We start from the raw sequence: 15934 nt of genomic DNA on the forward strand, positions 1-15934 counted from the left end.
TCGCAACAGATAAGCTAAATCCAATACACTGGATAGTGGCGTTTGGGATCGGTGGAGAGGTTATTCACGACCAGCGCCACCAGCAATAACAGTAGTGAGCCGAGAAAGACTGGCATCAAGGCATAGAGAAACCCGAGTTGATGCACGTTATCACCGCCTATCACAGCAATTAATGCCGTTGCGCCGCCCGGTGGGTGCAGCGTGCGGGTTAAATACATCAATGCGATGGCAAGTGATACCGCTAACGCACTCGCGAGCACCATATAATCGGCAAATACCTGATAAACAGCCACACCAATCAGTGCCGATAGCACACTGCCACCCATCAAGTTACGTGGCTGTGAAAACTCAGCCAGCGGCGCGCCATAGACTAATACCGCCGACGCCCCAAATGAGCCAATCACAAACATGGTGCCGAGCAGATTATCGCCCATATAAGTGGCGAGACTGGCGACTAAGTAAATGCCACAAAAGGCCCCTACCCATGACCAAACGATCTTTTTCAGGGGTTGTCGTGGCGGACAGATGTCCTTAGAACGCATTCGGGTGAAGTAAAATCTCATGCTAAATCCGGCCGGGAGGTATAAAGGCGCGGATAAGTGATCCGCATCACATTTGCGGCCGCAACGTTAACGTTTTCACCGCGCAATTGCAATTGTGCGGTGAAAGCGAAGATCAGACTTAAGCAGCTTCGCCGTTGAGGCTAGCTAAGATTTCACGAATATCTTCGGGGATGGGACGACTCTTTTCGCAGCTGTAGTCGTAGTGCACTAAGGTGGTTTTCACTTCGGCGGTTTTATTGCCCGCTTGCCAACAGCTTTGGGTTAACTCGAAGCTGCTATTGCCGATACGGCTGACATAGGTTTTCACCGTCACGCTCTTGCCGTAATAAGTCGGCGCGATAAAGGCCACGGTAAAGCCTGCCACTATGAGGTTCCACTGATGCAAATCCAACTCGGGATTAAAAATCTCGAAGATTGGCGTGCGCGCCGCCTCGCACCACACGGGGATCACTGTGTTGTTGATATGGCCTAGGCCATCGGTTTCGGTAAATCTTGGGTGAATTTCGAGGCTGTATTCGGTGACTGACATGCAAACTTCCCTTTTGTTGTTCTTATACTTTTATGCTGTGAATGGGATAAACGAGGCGCTTACCCTGTTTATCCCTACCAAGCCTAACAGAAATAAGAAGCGCGATGCTAGAACTGGCAGCTCGCGGTCTCTGGGGTTTGCTTGCCATTGGCATCGTACTTTTTCATACAACCAGCCTTACCCATATCATAGATTTTTTCGTATTTGAGCTTGCCACTGCTGTCATAGGACTTAAACACGCCATGGCTTTTCGGGTTTTCTAAGTGATAGATTTTGCGCCCCTTAGTCACATGGGAAAAATCCGAGAACCCGGGTTCCTCTTGATAGATAACCCCGTTCATATAGCGCTTATGCACCACATGCTGCTCATCGATACGCAGCATTTCGCTGGCTAACTTACCATTGCGGTCGTAACAGACTTTATCCACGGCATAATTGCCGTCGAGATCCTCGATACAGCTCACGGCACCATTATCAAAATATTCCCGCTGGATACCGCAGCGCGCAATGGCGTTATCCCAGAAATAGGGTTCACCGTTCCAGGTTTCACCTTCTTGCTGGCAATAGTTCCACAAACTCTTTAACTGGCCGTTCGGGTAGAAAGTGTAATGGGGGCCAGAGAGACGGTTATTGATAAGATGACCATATTGGACGAGCGAATAGCCGCCGTCGGTAGAATAGCGGATGCTTGGGCCATATTCCTGACCCGCTTTATAGGTCTGCAGAGACGTTAAGCGACCGTTGGAATCGAATCGATATTCTTTATCAAGCGACCCATTGGTGTAATAACTTAATTCGGATAGTTGGCCGCCGCGATACACTCGCTGCTCACCGTCTTTAATTGAAGTGGTTTCAGCATTTTTTACGCTTAATACGCCCTCACAATCGCCTGCGTAGGGCTCTTTTCGCATCATGCATTCATCCTGCGAGGGTTTAAGCTTTACGGCGTCATTAAACTTATATTGGCTCAACTCATTGAGATCGCCGTTAGGCTCGAGCCACATTTGTGCGCCATCCAACTCGCCTTGACGATAGTTGGCAACATTGCTGACGATATTTGGCGCTGAATACCATAGACTTTCTCCGTGGAGACGGCCCTTATCGTAATGCTTAAGGGCGAACATAAAATTATCTTTATTGAATAACTTAGCCTCACCTTGGCGTAGACCATTCTCATAGTTGACTTCGGTCTTATAGAGATAAGTCACTGATTGCTTTGTGGTAAAAGCATCGTTCTCATCGGGCGTTCGAATATATACCCAAGTGCCTGAACGTTTACCATCGAGGTAGCTGCCTTCACCAGTTTGAAAGCGATAATCCCCTTGGGTGACCTTTTCCACCCAAGTGCCTTGTTTCACGCCCTTTTGGTACAGACCTTTGCTGCCATCGGACTCAAGCCACTCGCCATCTTTTACGCCATTGAGATAAATGCCCTTTTCGGACAACTTTTTCGCGCCTTCGGTGCTGGAATCATAATCTGGGGTATAGATTTCACTCGGGCCATCGGGCACGCCCTTGTTGTAGTGAATAAAGCCGTAGTTATCGGCGTCATCCATAATGGACTGCAACACCCATTTGCCCTGTTTCTTACCGTCGAGGTACTCGCCTTCCCAGTAGGTTTCACGGCTGTCGGCTTCAATCCACTTACCCACTTGCTTACCCAGCTTATAGTCACCGGCATACATCACACTGCCATTGCGGGCATCGTAGGCGGCAAAGTGACCATCCAGCTCACCCTGCACATAATGGGCTTCACTGGCAACTCCAGCCCAAGTACTGCCCATACTCATATATTCATAGAAAGCGCCAGTACGAGGGATTTTGTCGCTGCCATTTTTAAGCCAATCGATGTCGTCGGCCTCGTAGCCAATGGCCACCAGCATAAAGCTACCATCTTCTTCGACGTAGGCGCTGCGATCAAAGGTTGCCACCAGACTGTATTTTCGTTCACGCCCCTCGGCATCTTTATCGGTGCGAGTCAGAGGATAGCGCAGCTTGTATTCCACCGCGTTTTTTATATCCGTCGCTATGCCTTCAGAATTGCGATAGCCAATTAAGGTCGGTTTGAGTTTAGAGGTACCATCAAGAATCGCTTTGATGTCAGGATCTTGAACCCCCTCAGCCTCATAGGTCATACGGTACTGCTGCGGTGGTAACTGGCTTAATACTTTGCGAACGCCGCCGACGGTAAAGGTGCTAATGGTGGGTGCGACTTCATCGAGCACGGCTTGCAGGCGCGGCAGTTTAGTCAACTCCTCGCCCTCAAAACCATAACCTCGCAGATGCTGGCCATCGACATCCTTGAGCATGACGATCACCTCTTTGGTGCCGCCCTTGTCGAAGTCATAGTAAAACACCGCCACGATTTCGGCGCGGCCGTAATCGTCAATGCGCACACCAGGCGCATCGCCGTAGAGCATTTCGCCCCATACCTGTTGATCTTTTTGATAAAAATTGAGCCATTGGCCATTGGGAAGATCCACGGGACCGTGAACCATTTTGTCATATTCCGCCGCAAGTGCAGCAGGAATAACCGCAAACGAAGAGAGCAACACCGCACCAACTGCGGCGCATAAACGACGAATCGAAAGTTCCATTTAACTATCCTTAACACCGACACCTTGCGCCTCGTGCGCACCAGTAAGCGGGGCGAATTTTAAGCGAAGTCCGATGCTTCAGGAAGTAGCTGACACAAAAAAGGCCGCTAAGCGGCCTTTTAGGATCAAAGATTTAACAATCAATTATTGTACATAGCATTAATTTCATGGGCGTACTTGTGGTAAATCATTTTGCGGCGCAATTTCAGCGTCGGGGTGATTAATCCCGCCTCCATCGAAAAGGCTTCAGGCAACAGGGTAAACTTTTTGATTTGCTCAAAACCCGCCAACTCTTGCTGCAAATGCTTTAAGCGCTGCTCGAAATGTTCAACCACATGGCTGTGACGCAGCAGCTCGATAGGCGACTCGTATTTCAGGCCCTTATCCTTGGCCCAGGCTTCGAGGGATTCAAAGGCAGGCACAATCAGCGCCGTCACATAGTTACGGGCATCGGCAATCACAGCCACTTGTTCGATAAAGGGGCAACGGCCCACTGTGCCTTCAACCCGCTGCGGCGCAATGTATTTACCGTTAGAGGTTTTCATCAACTCTTTGATGCGGTCGGTAATAAATAAATTGCCATTGGCATCGAGTCGTCCCGCATCGCCAGTCTTTAACCAGCCATCTTCAAAGGCAGCTGCGGTATCTTCGGGGCGATTGTAATAACCGCGCATCACGGTATCACCACGGACTAAAATCTCATCGTCCTTACCAAGCTTCACTTCGATTTCGGGTAAGACTTTACCGTTCGAACCCGCAACTCGGTTATCTAAAGTATTACAGGTCACAGTCGCGTTCGTTTCCGTCATGCCATAACCGCAAAGCACAGGAATACCAATGGCATGAAAGAAAGACGCTACATTTAAGTCGAGGGCGGCGCCGCCACAAGGCATAAACTTTAAGCGTCCACCGAGCACGGCTTGTAACTTGCTGTAGACCAACTTATGCGCCAAACGCCATTGCAAGGATAACCACAAACCGCCCTTAGCGCGGCCTTGGCTTACCTCAAACTGACGCTCGCCGACTCCCATGGCCCAGGCGAACAGTTTTTTACGGCCTTCGGCAGATTTAGCGACTTTATCTTGCACAGCGCTGTAAACCTTCTCGAGGAAACGCGGCACCACGCACAGGGTATGCGGACGCACGGCGCTGATAGCCTCTTTGACTCTTTGAGTATTTTGCAGATACACGTTGTGGCCACCACGGCATAGCACATAGAAGCTCCAACCACGTTCAAACACATGGCTCAGAGGTAGGAAAGCTAACGACACATCGCCAGTCGTAAACGGCAGGATCTGATCGTGCTGACGCACAGTCGAGGCCATATTGCGATAATCCAGCATCACGCCCTTAGGAGCGCCCGTGGTGCCAGAGGTATAAATTAGGGTTAACAGGTCGTCGAGATTGGCATCCTTTAAGCGTTGCTCAAGCTCGGCGCTCTGGCCGTATTCTTTGGCTAACAAGCTGTCTAAATGCTGATGTTGGGCATTGTCTTGCGCCAGTTCAACACTCGCGTCGAACACAATCACATGCTCTAGGGTCGGACATTGTTTTTGCAACTCACAGGCCAGCGCATATTGCTTAGCATCGTCGACAAAAATCACCTTGGCCGCCGCATCGTTAATGATAAAACTGGCCTGCTCTAAGGTGCTGGTTGGATAGATAGGTACCACAACGGCACGGCTTTTCAGGGTACCTATGTCGGCGCAGGTCCATTGAGGGCAGTTTTGCGACAGGATCACGCAACGGTCTTGCACTTGTACGCCAAGTTCAATCAACACCTGTGCAATTTTATGGCTGATTTGATCGAATGCCTGCCAACTGACTTGATGCCAAGGCGCAGCCATTTCAAAACCTTCCAGCGCGATAGCCTCTTTTAATGACTGGCTTTGCTGCTGTAATAGTCGAATTACGTGATATTGTTCGAGCGACATGTGTGACTCACCTTTTAGCTTACAAGTGTACCGCTTTTGCAGCATTCTACCTGAAGGCAAGCCAAAAACTAAGAGTTTTTGCTCTAATCTTGTGCGAATGTCGTCCAAATCACGCCATTTCAGCCCAGTTAAAGCCCTGTAATATCGCCCTGCCAGAGCTTTTTACTGCCCCAAATCAGTGCGATTTGCCCAAGGATCAGCAGCAACAAATTACCCAGCGACCAATAAAGCAGGCTGCCCTCATGTTGCAGCGCCGCGAGGCTAATAGACACCCACAGTGAATGTCCCACCACCACGAACATGGTCAGGCTCACCTGTAACACTCGGCGACACAGGCAGCCTAACCCTAACACTAAGGCACAGGCCCAATAAGTGCTCATCACTATGTGCGCCAGCAGAGGCAAGCTCATGTCACCATCGAGCCAAGTGACAAACAAACTGCAGATTAACACGCTGAAACTAATCAGATACAACAAGCGCTGCTGGCCGCGGCCAAAGGCCTTAACCAATCCAGCACGGCCATCGAAGCTTGGCATCAACAGCAACATTTCAGTCGCCCGAGAGCGTTGTACACGGCTCCAATGCACTAGCGAACAGCCGATCACACTAAACTGCGCCAACAGCAGTAACACGGGGAAGTCCCAATGCAGCTCATGGGATAAGATCCCTAGCACTATAGTCAACACGGGGAGCAACAGCAGCAACACGGTCAACATAGGACCGATAAAGAAGTTAACCGGATGCAGATAGCGCTCTAACCGAGTCAAGGTCCGCATGGATTGCAGGCTCGGCAGCCAAAACCAGCCCATTTCCAAACCGTTGAGATACACACTGCGTGCCTCCACCCGCCAAGGTAAAGCTAGACATCGACGCCAAATCAAAGCGGCTAACACAATCATCACGGCTAGACTCAGCCACAGCGGCACTTGCTCCGCCAAATCGTTGGAAAACGGCACTAAGATAAACAGTAAAAATGAGCTGTAAAACCATTGGGTTTGCCGCAGGCACAGCAAGATAAAGCCTAGGCTTATCCCTTGGGCAAAGACCAATAACGACAGAGTATCGGTAAGATCAAACAACACGCATTGCAACACCGCAAGGCTAAAGGCGCCTATCAGCATCACCTCACACTGGATAAAAATATTCTGCCGATAACGGGGGATTAAGATGGAGCACTCACTCGCCATCAGGCGGATCAGCTGCCATGCCACCGCAGCCGAGGTAGACACTAGCCCCATGGTGACAAAAATATCGAAACTCGCTTTTTGTCCCGCCCATCCCGCTAAGAGACTCATGGCGAAACCAAATATGCCTGTGCCTAAAAAACTCACGCTGCCGACATCAAAAAACCACAGACGCAACATGCCGTGAAAGGGATTGAGCGAATGGCTACTGCCGATGCGGGTCTGTGATTGTGCTAAGGGTTTAGCGGCACTCATTTGTGTAACTCCACAAAGAGTTGCTCCAAATTTAGCGCCTCGCTTCGCAGCACACCGGGAAGATTAAGCTCCACATCGCCCCTATCCACCAGCACAGAATCGCCATCACGACTGAGAATGCGCACCTGCTCAGGCAACTCAGTGCCAGCCGCTAGTTTTACTAAACGCACCTCTTCCCGCAGGGCATCTATTTCCTTAAACAACACTAATTCGCCCTGTTTAATCAAGGCCACATGGCTCGCCACCCGTTCCAAATCCGAGGTGATATGGGATGAGAACAACACGGCCGAGCCGGATTCGAGGGCCAAGTCGAACAAATCGACCATAAATTTGCGTCTAACTATAGGGTCGAGGCTGGCCACGGGCTCATCGAGGATCAGCAACTCGGGACGATAGGCCATGGCCATGATCAAGGCTAAGGATTGACGCTGACCAACGGACAGGCGTTGTACCTGTTGAGTCACATCTAATTCGAAGCGAGCGAGCCAATCCTGCTCTAACTGCATGTCCCAGTGGGGATAAAAACTGCGGTGCAAATCGAGGGCGCGCTCAACGGTAAAGCCTTCATAACCAAAAGGTTGCTGCGGAACATAACCGAGGCGTTCCTTAGCGGCCGAGGAGAGCTGCTCCGGCGTTTCGCCTAAGGTGCGGATTTCACCCGAATCCGGCGAGAGGATCCCCAAGGCGCAGCGCATCAGGGTCGATTTACCCGCACCGTTTTGTCCCAATAGGCCGACCACCATACCGGCCGATAAACGTAAGGTCAGATCCTTGAGCGCACGTTTTTCGCTGGCACCTTTGCCACGAAACACTTTGTTTACGTTAGAAAACGCTAGTATTGGGGTACAGTCTTGGTCCATCGAATTGCGTCCTTTTTATTCTCGTTTTCGCTTAGCTCGACTCAGGCTACCAACGCTCATTAATCAATTGCAGTAACTCGGGCAGACTCACGCCCAACTGCTTTGCCTGCGCCAGCAGTGCATCTAATTGCGGCTCAAGCAGACTCACACCCGACTCCATCGCCTCGGTACGGGCTGCGACCCGAGTCGCCTGACCACGGCGGCGTTCTAGCCAGCCTTGATCCACTAACTGCTGAATCGCACGGGATACCGTCATCGGGTTGACCGCAAGAAATTCGGCAATTTGGCGCACTGAGGGTAATACGTCTTCCTCTTGCAGTTGGCCGCCCACAATCAAGCGCACGATTTGCTCGTGTAATTGCTTGTAAATTGGCTCACCACTGCTGGGGTTGACATTTAAAAGTTCTAACATTAGTCTTTACACACTGTATTAATACATTGATACACAGATACACTGTATTTAAAGTAACACACTCATCCTGGAATGCAAAAAGGAAAGCGCTCATGACAGATAGCATGATCCACAGGAAGTCCCATAATGCCAGCGCTGACGTGGCAATGAAGCGCGTTGATACGCGCCAGCACTCGGGCAAATTAAGCAAAAGCATCATCAGTTTGAGTGCGCTGATGCTCGCCATAGGTAGCGCCGCGACTTGGGCGAGCGACAACTCAGTTAAACCCACTGAACCCGCCAACACCTGCTATGTGGAAGGTATATCGGACCGATTGAACTGCGGCTTTGTCACTGTACCCGAAAACCCTAACAAGCCCGATGGCAAGCAAATCCAAGTGCATTATGTGGTCTTGCCCGCAGTGAAAAACGTCAACCACGAAGAAGCCTTACTGGCGATTGCCGGCGGCCCGGGTCAATCGGCCATAGATAATGCGGCAGGCTTCGATAGCATGCTGAACAAAGTGCGCCAGCAGCGAGATATTCTGCTGATCGATCAACGCGGTACTGGTAGTTCGAATCCACTGAATTGCGACTCAGGCCCACAATCCCCCCTCGCTATCAACGAGGATAATGTCGATACCTTGGTCGAAGCACAAAAATGCCGCGATCAATTCCCCGACACTGACGTCACCCAATACGGCAGCCTCAATGCGGTGAAAGACTTCGAAGCCGTTCGCACACACTTAGGCTACAAAAAGCTGCATGTCTACGGCATCTCCTACGGCACGCGTATGGCGCAGCTCTATATGCGCTTATATCCAGAGCACTTAGCCACAGTCACCTTAGACGGCATAGTGCCCATGCAACAAAGCGTATTGGAGATTGGCTCGGCAATTGAGCGCGGTTTTGACTTGCTGTTTAAAGACTGCCAAGAAACAGCCGCCTGCCATGCCGAGTTTCCTGAACTCAAGGCCGAGTTTGACCAAGTGGTCGCTAAACTCAACCAAGGGCCGGTAATGGAACAAGTACAAGACCCAGTGACGGGTGAAAAGACCCTACTCACGCTCACCCCCGCGAAGTTTTACGGCGCGATCCGCATGGCACTGTATCAAACCAATGTACGCGCCTTAGTGCCCCATGCGATTCATCAAGCCGCAAAGGATAACTACCAACCGCTACTCGGATTATTTGCCTTAACCACAGATGGCGCGGGGATGGCGATGGGTATGCACGCCTCCGTGGTCTGCGGAGAAGACATGCACCGCATCACCCCTGCGATGCGTGAACAGGCCAAAACCTCCTATGTCGGTAAAACCATGCTCGAAAGCCTCGAAACTTCATGCTCTGTGTGGAAGATGCCGCCAGTCGATGCCAACTTTAGCGAGCCGATCAAGAGCGATATTCCAACCCTGTTGCTGTCGGGCGAAATAGATCCCGCGACACCACCGAGTTGGGGCGAACTGGCGATGGAAAAACTCAGCAACGCCAAACACTTTGTCGCACCTTATGCGACCCATGGTGTGGCCTATCAGTCCTGCGCCAATAACTTAGTCGCCGAGTTAGTGCGTACTGGTTCAGTTAAAGATCTCGATGGTGAATGTTTGCAGAAGGATGTGCGCCGTAGCTTCTATTTAAATGCCAGCTCGGTTGAGCCACTAGCAACCGAAGCCGTAACCCAATCTGCCAAGGATAAGCCCAGCACTGGAGCCAAGGAGTAAGTCATGATCAAAGTATCCCATCTTTCTAAGCGCATCGGCGAAGTGCAGGCCTTAAACGATTTGAGCTTCGTGGCCGAAAACGGCCAGATCACCGGCCTACTCGGCCCCAATGGCGCGGGTAAAACCACTTGTTTGCGCACGATTTTCGGTCTGTTAAAACCCGATACTGGCACGGCTGAAATTGAAGGTATCGACGTCGCCATCGACCCGATTGGCGCTAAGCAGCAGTTGGGCTTATTCCCCGACCCGTTCGGTCTATATGAGCGCCTCACACCAAGGGAATATATCCGTTACTTTGCCGAACTCAGCGGCTTATCCGCGAGTGATGCCAAGGCGGCCACAGATAATGTCATCGCCAAATTGCGCCTCGAAGATATCAGCGATCGCCGCTGTAAAGGCTTCTCCCAAGGGCAAAGAATGAAGACCGCCCTAGCTCAAGCCATAGTCCACAGCCCGAGCAATATTATCCTCGACGAACCGACCCGTGGACTCGATGTGATGAGCACTCGCTTGCTACGCGACATTCTTATCGACCTTAAGAATCAAGGACATTGCGTGCTGTTTTCCAGCCATGTGATGCAGGAAGTGGCGGCTTTGTGCGACCAAGTGATCGTGATGGCGCAAGGCCGAGTGGTGGCCATCGGCAGCCCAGAGCAACTCTGCGCGCAAACGGGTAAGGCCTCACTCGAAGATGCCTTTATCCAGCTTATCGGTACCGATGAGGGCATTGCCGCATGATGACTCACAGCATTAACGCTCACACAAATTGCGATAACGCCAGCTTAGGCCAAAGGGCGAACGATAACTCTCGGGATAAGGAATAATCATGAATAAAATCATCGCAATGGTTCGTAAGGAACTGATAGACGCCGCCCGCGATAAACGATCTGTGATGGCGGGACTCTACTACGCCATAGGCACGCCGCTGATCATGTGTGGCCTATTTATGGTGCTGATCGGCCAGCTGACCAGCCCGGACGATCTTAAAATCAGCATCACTAACCCAGACAAGGCGCCGGACTTAGTGAGATTTTTATCCAACAAGGGGATTACTCAGGGCGAAGCAGGCGCTAAGGATCTGAAAGCCATCGAGCTGATTATCAGCCCCGACTATGCCAAGCAGATGAACCAAGGCAAAGGCGCCGAGATCACTATCGTGGCCGATAACTCAGAGGAAAAACTGCAAAACTCGATTCGTCGCTTAGAGAAACAGTTACAGGCCTATAGCGCCGAAATGGGCAGCCTGCGCTTAATCGCCCGTGGCATTGACCCTCGAGTGGTGCAGCCACTGAAAGTAAATGTGCATGACCAAGCCACGACCGACTCTAAGGGCGGGATGATCTTAGGCATCGCCATTTTCACTATGATTTACTCAGTGTTTATCTCGGGGATGAATCTGGCCATCGACACCAGCGCCGGTGAGCGTGAGCGCAACTCCTTGGCATTGTTACTCAGCCATCCGCTGACCACGCGCCAATTAGTGCTCTCTAAAATCATCGCCGTCGGCCTATTTGCCCTGCTCGGTTTAGTGTTGATTTTACTCGTGTCTAAGATCGCCTACGCCTTCGTGCCTTGGCAGGAACTCGGCTTTAGCGTCAGCATTACCAGCGAATTTATGGCGCTGATGCTGCTAGTCGGTATTCCCGTCGCCCTGATGGCAGCCTGTCTGCAATTGTTTGTGTCCTTTATGGCGAAAACCTTTAAGGAAGCACAGTCCTACCTGACCATGGTGCTATTCGTGCCCTTGGCATTGTCGATGGCGGCCAGCTACAACATAGCGCCGGACATGCTGCAGTGGTTGCCTGTCTCGGGTCAACAGCAAGCACTGATGGACTTTATTAAAGGTAAGGACATGAACATGCTGCAATTGTTGGTATCGACGCTGGGCACCCTAGCCATCGCCCTCGTCTTAGCATTCGGCATGGAAAAATCCTTGAAGAGTGAAAAGGTAGTCTTCGGTTTATAACACTATCGACCCAAGGGCACAGCGCGCCCTTGGGTTAAAGAGGTCATTTATGGAAAACGAATATGTGCTGATGGTGATCATGGTGACTTTTGTGGTTGGTGTGAGTGCCACAGAAATGTTTAAGCATTACCTGAAAATCCGCCAACTGGGTGGCGGCAACGAGCGACAGCTTGAGGATAAACTCACGCAGTTGAGCTTACAGAATCAAGTGCTTACCGAGCGTGTGCAAGTGCTGGAGCGCATAGTGACAGACGCAGAGTACGACACTGACAAGACATCTCTTGCGCAACAGATTGACGCGCTGAAATAGCCGTTAATGCAGTTCGGCCTCGCAGCAATTGTCGCTATCAAACTCATATTGCTGAGTATTAAAGCGCTGCCTGTAGGCCCTCGGGGTTAAGCTCGTTAGCTGAATAAATAATTTGCGAAACGAGCTGACATCCTCATAACCAACACGGGTGACCACTTCCTCTAAGCCTAGACTGGTCGTTTCCAATAGGCGTTTTGCCTCATCCACCCGCAGACGCTGTACATAACTGGCCGGAGTCTCGTTTAATGCCTTTTTAAAGCGGCGAATAAGGGTGCGCTTACCTAAAGCAAATTTATCAGCAATATCATCCAGTAACAGCGGTTCGGTTAAATGATGTTGCATCCATTGCTGCACATTCCAAATCACCTCGTCCTTATGGCTCGACGTCATCAGATCCATGGTCATAAAGGGTTGTTGGGATTGGCGATTAGGATCAATCAGCAGGATTTTTGCCATCTGGCTTGCTAACTGCTCACCCACCAAAATGTGCACTAAATGCAGGGCGAGGCTCATATTCGAGGTCGTCGCCCCCGCGGTATGCAGATGGCCGTCGGACACCACCAGCTTGTCCATCCGCAGGTTCACCTTGGCAAAATGTCGCTGAAACATCTCATTCAGCCACCAGACGGTGGTCGCTTCACGCCCGTCCAGCAGGCCGGTGGCCGCTAAAATCAAGGTGCCAGAGCAATAGGCCGCCAATGGTTTACCTGAGTCGGCAAACAATCTTAACGGTTCAAATAAGGATTCAAAATCATTGAGATAGGTTTGAAATTCGTTCTTATTGGTCACCATGGCCGAAGCCAAAATCACCGCATCGGAGTGCAGAATATCACTCGGGGTATTAAGCCCTACGGCAGGCACTTTAATGCCTTGATTCGTTAGGATATCACCGCCATGACTCGACACCACTTGGCACTCAAACAGATCTTGCTCGGCCTGAGGATTGACTCGCCGCCAATAGGTATTGCAGAAACTAAACACATCGAGAAAACCAATAATCCCGCTGGCTACCGTATTGTCCGTCGCCAAAATAGTGATCCTTTTCATCCCAATCCCCTCGCCAGCCTCATCATGCATAGAGTCTAGCGCAGTGGTGAAAAATGTCACTACTCACCCTAAAATTGTCAATAACGACACTTTAAGCCCAATGCGAGAGTTTTTAGACTGTCTCAAACTTCCGGAGGAAAGGGTGACACTATGATGCAGCCATCTATCAGCTATCTTAAACGAGTACTGGCCTTTGGCTTACTCGGCCTCACTTGGGCGTTATTGCTTTGGTTAAACTTCAGCATTGCGCCCAATGTGTTCGCGCATTTTGTGGCAATACCCGTGCTATTTATTACAACGGGCGTGTCGGCGCTGCTGATCACCAGCAAGCCGCCAAGTCCTATTAACAAGCCAATAAAAAACCCAAGCTAGGCTTGGGTTTAAACTGTCTTGCTAAACAATCTCGCTTACTTTGCCTTAGGTCTGAATGGCTTAATAACGGCCTCGTTACACTCAAGATAAGGCCCTTCCATCAGGTCGATGCAGTAAGGGATGGCGGGGAACACGGCATCTAAACATTCGCGGATCGATTTTGGCTTGCCGGGTAAATTCACAATCAAAGAATCACCCCGTAAACCCGCGGTTTGGCGCGATAAAATGGCGGTGGGCACAAACTTTAATGACTCAGCGCGCATCAGCTCGCCAAAGCCCGGCATCATGCGATCACACACGGCTTCGGTTGCCTCTGGCGTCACATCGCGCTTCGCAGGGCCAGTACCGCCCGTGGTCACAATCAAGCAACAATCCTGTTCATCGGCCATCTTAATCAGGGTCGCTTCAATCACATCCTGCTCGTCGGGGATCACTTGATAAATCGGCTCCCACTCGCTGGTGAGGTAATCATTGAGGGTGTCGATAATGGCCTTGCCCGAGATATCCTCATAAATCCCCGCGCTGGCACGATCGCTTACCGTAACAATCCCGATTTTTGCTTTGCTCATATCCCACTCCAAACATCAATCTGTGACTCGACCCCTAAGCACTTTGGGATCCACTAATTTCTCTGCGGCTAAAATAGCATAAAAACAAGGCGAAATGCGCGCCGACAACTCGACTTAGCTCACGTATTAGCAGCTAGTCTGCCGAGCTGACGGCTTTAGGGTGCGGCTCAGTATCGTGATCCTTAAGTGGCGTTGCGGGCGAGAGATACCCGACAATCGCGCAGCTAAGCGCAACCAGAGCCGCCGCGATAAAACCCCATTGGAAGGCGTGATGCACAACCTCTATGGGTAACTGCTTTATTGCCGCAATTCCCACCTGCGCCCCGTCGAGCGGTAATAAGCCATATAGCAACAGACTGAACAAAGCCGTGCCAATTGCCGCGCCCATGGAACGACTCAAGGACACCATGGCGGTGATTTGACTTAAACGCGCCTTGCCCGACACGCTCTGCACCACCAGCTGCACGCTGGGCATCACAGTCCCTAAACCTATACCTACCAGCACACCTAAGCCGCCGATAAGATTCGCATTCGGCGGCACTAAACCGATTAAGAGCAATCCGACAAAGGCCAAACCCATTCCGAAGGTCGGCAACCATTTAGGCGCCACGTCCCGACTCAACAGCCTGCCCGCTATGGTGGAGCCCGTCACTATGCCAAAGGTCATTGGCATCAGCAGCAAGCCCGTTTTGGCCGGATTAGTGTGCAAGCCAACCTGTAAGTAAATGGGTAAAAAGAAGATCATCGCAAACAGGCAGGCGGCAAACAGTGCTGCCGTGAAGAGCGGCATATAAATGGCTTTATTGACGAGTAAATCCAGCGGTAAGAAAGGACTCTCACGCCGACGCTCCCACCACAACAACACAATGGCGCCCACACAGATAAATCCCATAAAGCCTAAGCTTGTGGCCGATAGCCAAGCAAAGTCTTGCCCTGCCACAGATAAGCAATACAACAGCGCCGTGATGATAGCGGGAAAAAGCAACACGCCGAGTAAGTCAAACCGCCCTTGCCGTACGGGTTTAACACTCTGTTTATGCAAACGATTAAGTCGCCAAACCGCCAGCATAACCAAAGGAATATTCGCCCAAAATAACCAGTGCCAAGAATAGGCATGCACCACAAAGCCGCCAATCACAGGGCCGCCAACACTGGCGAGGGTAAACATAGCGGCAAAATACCCCTGAAAACGCGCCCTTTGCCGTATCGGTACCAGTTCACCCACTAGGGATTGGGACAGACTCATCAGCCCGCCACCGCCGAGACCTTGGAGGATCCGCCCAGCAATCATGTGGTCCATCGTACTGGCACTGGCGGAAACAACCGAACCTAGCGCAAACACCACTAAGGCGATCATCAGGATTTTAGCGCGGCCAAAGTTATCCCCTAGCCAGCCGTAAATAGGCACACTGGCCGCCATCGCCAGCATATAACCGATAGTGATCCACGAGGCTTGCCTGAGGCCGCCAAGATCTTCCACTATGGCTGGGGTTGCGGTGGCGAGTAGGGTTTGATCGACCGCCGCCAGAAACATGGGTAAGAATACGGCGGAGAAAATCGCCAGAAAAACCGAGGTGGGCAGAGGCTCATGCTGGGACGAAGCAGACGCTGGGGTCATAGAGTCTCCACCTGTGAT

General features: G+C 51.1%; 15 protein-coding genes. 5 read left to right on the forward strand and 10 right to left on the reverse strand.

All coding sequences use genetic code 11. From position 1 onward, the window contains the following. Positions 1 to 14: 14 nt before the first annotated feature. The 7 genes from ACK5NH_RS17990 to ACK5NH_RS18020 all read right to left on the reverse strand — a co-directional run bounded on the left by ACK5NH_RS17990 (position 15) and on the right by ACK5NH_RS18020 (position 8334). A complete protein-coding gene (locus ACK5NH_RS17990) occupies positions 15 to 563 on the reverse strand; it encodes an HPP family protein (protein WP_416922275.1) in 549 nt (182 codons plus the stop codon). Positions 564 to 681: 118 nt separating this feature from the next. Next, a complete protein-coding gene (locus tag ACK5NH_RS17995) occupies positions 682 to 1092 on the reverse strand; it encodes an acyl-CoA thioesterase (RefSeq protein ID WP_088212728.1) in 411 nt (136 codons plus the stop codon). 107 nt (positions 1093 to 1199) lie between these two features. Continuing rightward, the gene (locus ACK5NH_RS18000; protein ID WP_416922277.1) at positions 1200 to 3689 is read right to left on the reverse strand and encodes a hypothetical protein; all 2490 of its coding nucleotides are present in this window, start codon (positions 3687 to 3689) and stop codon (positions 1200 to 1202) included. A gap of 140 nt (positions 3690 to 3829) precedes the next feature. Further along, positions 3830 to 5623 carry an AMP-dependent synthetase/ligase gene (locus tag ACK5NH_RS18005; protein ID WP_416922279.1) on the reverse strand — a complete coding sequence of 598 codons (1794 nt, stop codon included), beginning with the start codon at positions 5621 to 5623 and terminating at the stop codon, positions 3830 to 3832. A 128-nt stretch (positions 5624 to 5751) separates the two neighbouring features. Then, positions 5752 to 7062: an ABC transporter permease gene (locus tag ACK5NH_RS18010; protein WP_416922281.1), complete on the reverse strand. Its 1311-nt coding sequence runs from the start codon at positions 7060 to 7062 to the stop codon at positions 5752 to 5754. Beyond that, entirely contained in the window at positions 7059 to 7922 is an 864-nt protein-coding gene (locus ACK5NH_RS18015) for an ABC transporter ATP-binding protein (RefSeq protein WP_416922284.1), read from the reverse strand. The genes ACK5NH_RS18010 and ACK5NH_RS18015 overlap by 4 nt, the downstream gene beginning before the upstream one ends. A 46-nt stretch (positions 7923 to 7968) precedes the next feature. Then, positions 7969 to 8334 (reverse strand): GntR family transcriptional regulator, encoded by a 366-nt coding sequence (locus tag ACK5NH_RS18020; RefSeq protein WP_188871341.1) that lies wholly within the window; start codon positions 8332 to 8334, stop codon positions 7969 to 7971. 146 nt (positions 8335 to 8480) lie between these two features. On the opposite strand from ACK5NH_RS18020, the gene ACK5NH_RS18025 reads away from it, so the two are divergent. The 4 genes from ACK5NH_RS18025 to ACK5NH_RS18040 all read left to right on the forward strand — a co-directional run bounded on the left by ACK5NH_RS18025 (position 8481) and on the right by ACK5NH_RS18040 (position 12310). Further along, positions 8481 to 10034, forward strand: coding sequence for an alpha/beta hydrolase (locus tag ACK5NH_RS18025; RefSeq protein ID WP_416922334.1), 1554 nt, complete (start codon positions 8481 to 8483; stop codon positions 10032 to 10034). A gap of 3 nt (positions 10035 to 10037) precedes the next feature. Then, complete coding sequence (locus tag ACK5NH_RS18030) at positions 10038 to 10772, forward strand: ATP-binding cassette domain-containing protein (protein WP_023265913.1); 735 nt, start codon at positions 10038 to 10040, stop codon at positions 10770 to 10772. A gap of 88 nt (positions 10773 to 10860) precedes the next feature. Next, positions 10861 to 12000 carry an ABC transporter permease gene (locus ACK5NH_RS18035; RefSeq protein WP_416922286.1) on the forward strand — a complete coding sequence of 380 codons (1140 nt, stop codon included), beginning with the start codon at positions 10861 to 10863 and terminating at the stop codon, positions 11998 to 12000. Positions 12001 to 12049: 49 nt separating this feature from the next. Beyond that, positions 12050 to 12310 carry a hypothetical protein gene (locus tag ACK5NH_RS18040; protein ID WP_416922288.1) on the forward strand — a complete coding sequence of 87 codons (261 nt, stop codon included), beginning with the start codon at positions 12050 to 12052 and terminating at the stop codon, positions 12308 to 12310. A gap of 3 nt (positions 12311 to 12313) precedes the next feature. Here the strand turns inward: ACK5NH_RS18040 and ACK5NH_RS18045 are convergent, their stop codons facing one another. Further along, complete coding sequence (locus ACK5NH_RS18045) at positions 12314 to 13357, reverse strand: GlxA family transcriptional regulator (RefSeq protein ID WP_416922290.1); 1044 nt, start codon at positions 13355 to 13357, stop codon at positions 12314 to 12316. 150 nt (positions 13358 to 13507) lie between these two features. On the opposite strand from ACK5NH_RS18045, the gene ACK5NH_RS18050 reads away from it, so the two are divergent. After that, positions 13508 to 13729 (forward strand): hypothetical protein, encoded by a 222-nt coding sequence (locus tag ACK5NH_RS18050; protein ID WP_416922292.1) that lies wholly within the window; start codon positions 13508 to 13510, stop codon positions 13727 to 13729. Positions 13730 to 13764: 35 nt separating this feature from the next. On the opposite strand, the gene mog is transcribed toward ACK5NH_RS18050, so the two are convergent. Together mog and ACK5NH_RS18060 are read right to left on the reverse strand one after the other, a co-directional pair. After that, positions 13765 to 14298, reverse strand: a complete 534-nt coding sequence (gene mog, locus ACK5NH_RS18055; RefSeq protein WP_006083754.1) for a molybdopterin adenylyltransferase — start codon at positions 14296 to 14298, stop codon at positions 13765 to 13767. Positions 14299 to 14431: 133 nt separating this feature from the next. Beyond that, positions 14432 to 15916, reverse strand: a complete 1485-nt coding sequence (locus ACK5NH_RS18060) for an MFS transporter (RefSeq protein ID WP_416922295.1) — start codon at positions 15914 to 15916, stop codon at positions 14432 to 14434. Positions 15917 to 15934 lie beyond the last annotated feature (18 nt).

This window comes from Shewanella sp. (assembly GCF_047975355.1).
Lineage (GTDB): Bacteria > Pseudomonadota > Gammaproteobacteria > Enterobacterales > Shewanellaceae > Shewanella.

Bases quoted from the DNA above. Each gene is read 5' to 3' on its own strand.
- mog (WP_006083754.1), bottom strand. From the start codon at position 14,298: ATGAGCAAAGCAAAAATCGGGATTGTTACGGTAAGCGATCGTGCCAGC.
- ACK5NH_RS18030 (WP_023265913.1), top strand. From the start codon at position 10,038: ATGATCAAAGTATCCCATCTTTCTAAGCGCATCGGCGAAGTGCAGGCC.
- ACK5NH_RS18035 (WP_416922286.1), top strand. From the start codon at position 10,861: ATGAATAAAATCATCGCAATGGTTCGTAAGGAACTGATAGACGCCGCC.
- ACK5NH_RS18015 (WP_416922284.1), bottom strand. From the start codon at position 7,922: ATGGACCAAGACTGTACCCCAATACTAGCGTTTTCTAACGTAAACAAA.
- ACK5NH_RS18040 (WP_416922288.1), top strand. From the start codon at position 12,050: ATGGAAAACGAATATGTGCTGATGGTGATCATGGTGACTTTTGTGGTT.
- ACK5NH_RS18010 (WP_416922281.1), bottom strand. From the start codon at position 7,062: ATGAGTGCCGCTAAACCCTTAGCACAATCACAGACCCGCATCGGCAGT.
- ACK5NH_RS18050 (WP_416922292.1), top strand. From the start codon at position 13,508: ATGATGCAGCCATCTATCAGCTATCTTAAACGAGTACTGGCCTTTGGC.
- ACK5NH_RS17990 (WP_416922275.1), bottom strand. From the start codon at position 563: ATGAGATTTTACTTCACCCGAATGCGTTCTAAGGACATCTGTCCGCCA.
- ACK5NH_RS18045 (WP_416922290.1), bottom strand. From the start codon at position 13,357: ATGAAAAGGATCACTATTTTGGCGACGGACAATACGGTAGCCAGCGGG.
- ACK5NH_RS18025 (WP_416922334.1), top strand. From the start codon at position 8,481: ATGAAGCGCGTTGATACGCGCCAGCACTCGGGCAAATTAAGCAAAAGC.
- ACK5NH_RS18005 (WP_416922279.1), bottom strand. From the start codon at position 5,623: ATGTCGCTCGAACAATATCACGTAATTCGACTATTACAGCAGCAAAGC.
- ACK5NH_RS18060 (WP_416922295.1), bottom strand. From the start codon at position 15,916: ATGACCCCAGCGTCTGCTTCGTCCCAGCATGAGCCTCTGCCCACCTCG.
- ACK5NH_RS18000 (WP_416922277.1), bottom strand. From the start codon at position 3,689: ATGGAACTTTCGATTCGTCGTTTATGCGCCGCAGTTGGTGCGGTGTTG.
- ACK5NH_RS18020 (WP_188871341.1), bottom strand. From the start codon at position 8,334: ATGTTAGAACTTTTAAATGTCAACCCCAGCAGTGGTGAGCCAATTTAC.
- ACK5NH_RS17995 (WP_088212728.1), bottom strand. From the start codon at position 1,092: ATGTCAGTCACCGAATACAGCCTCGAAATTCACCCAAGATTTACCGAA.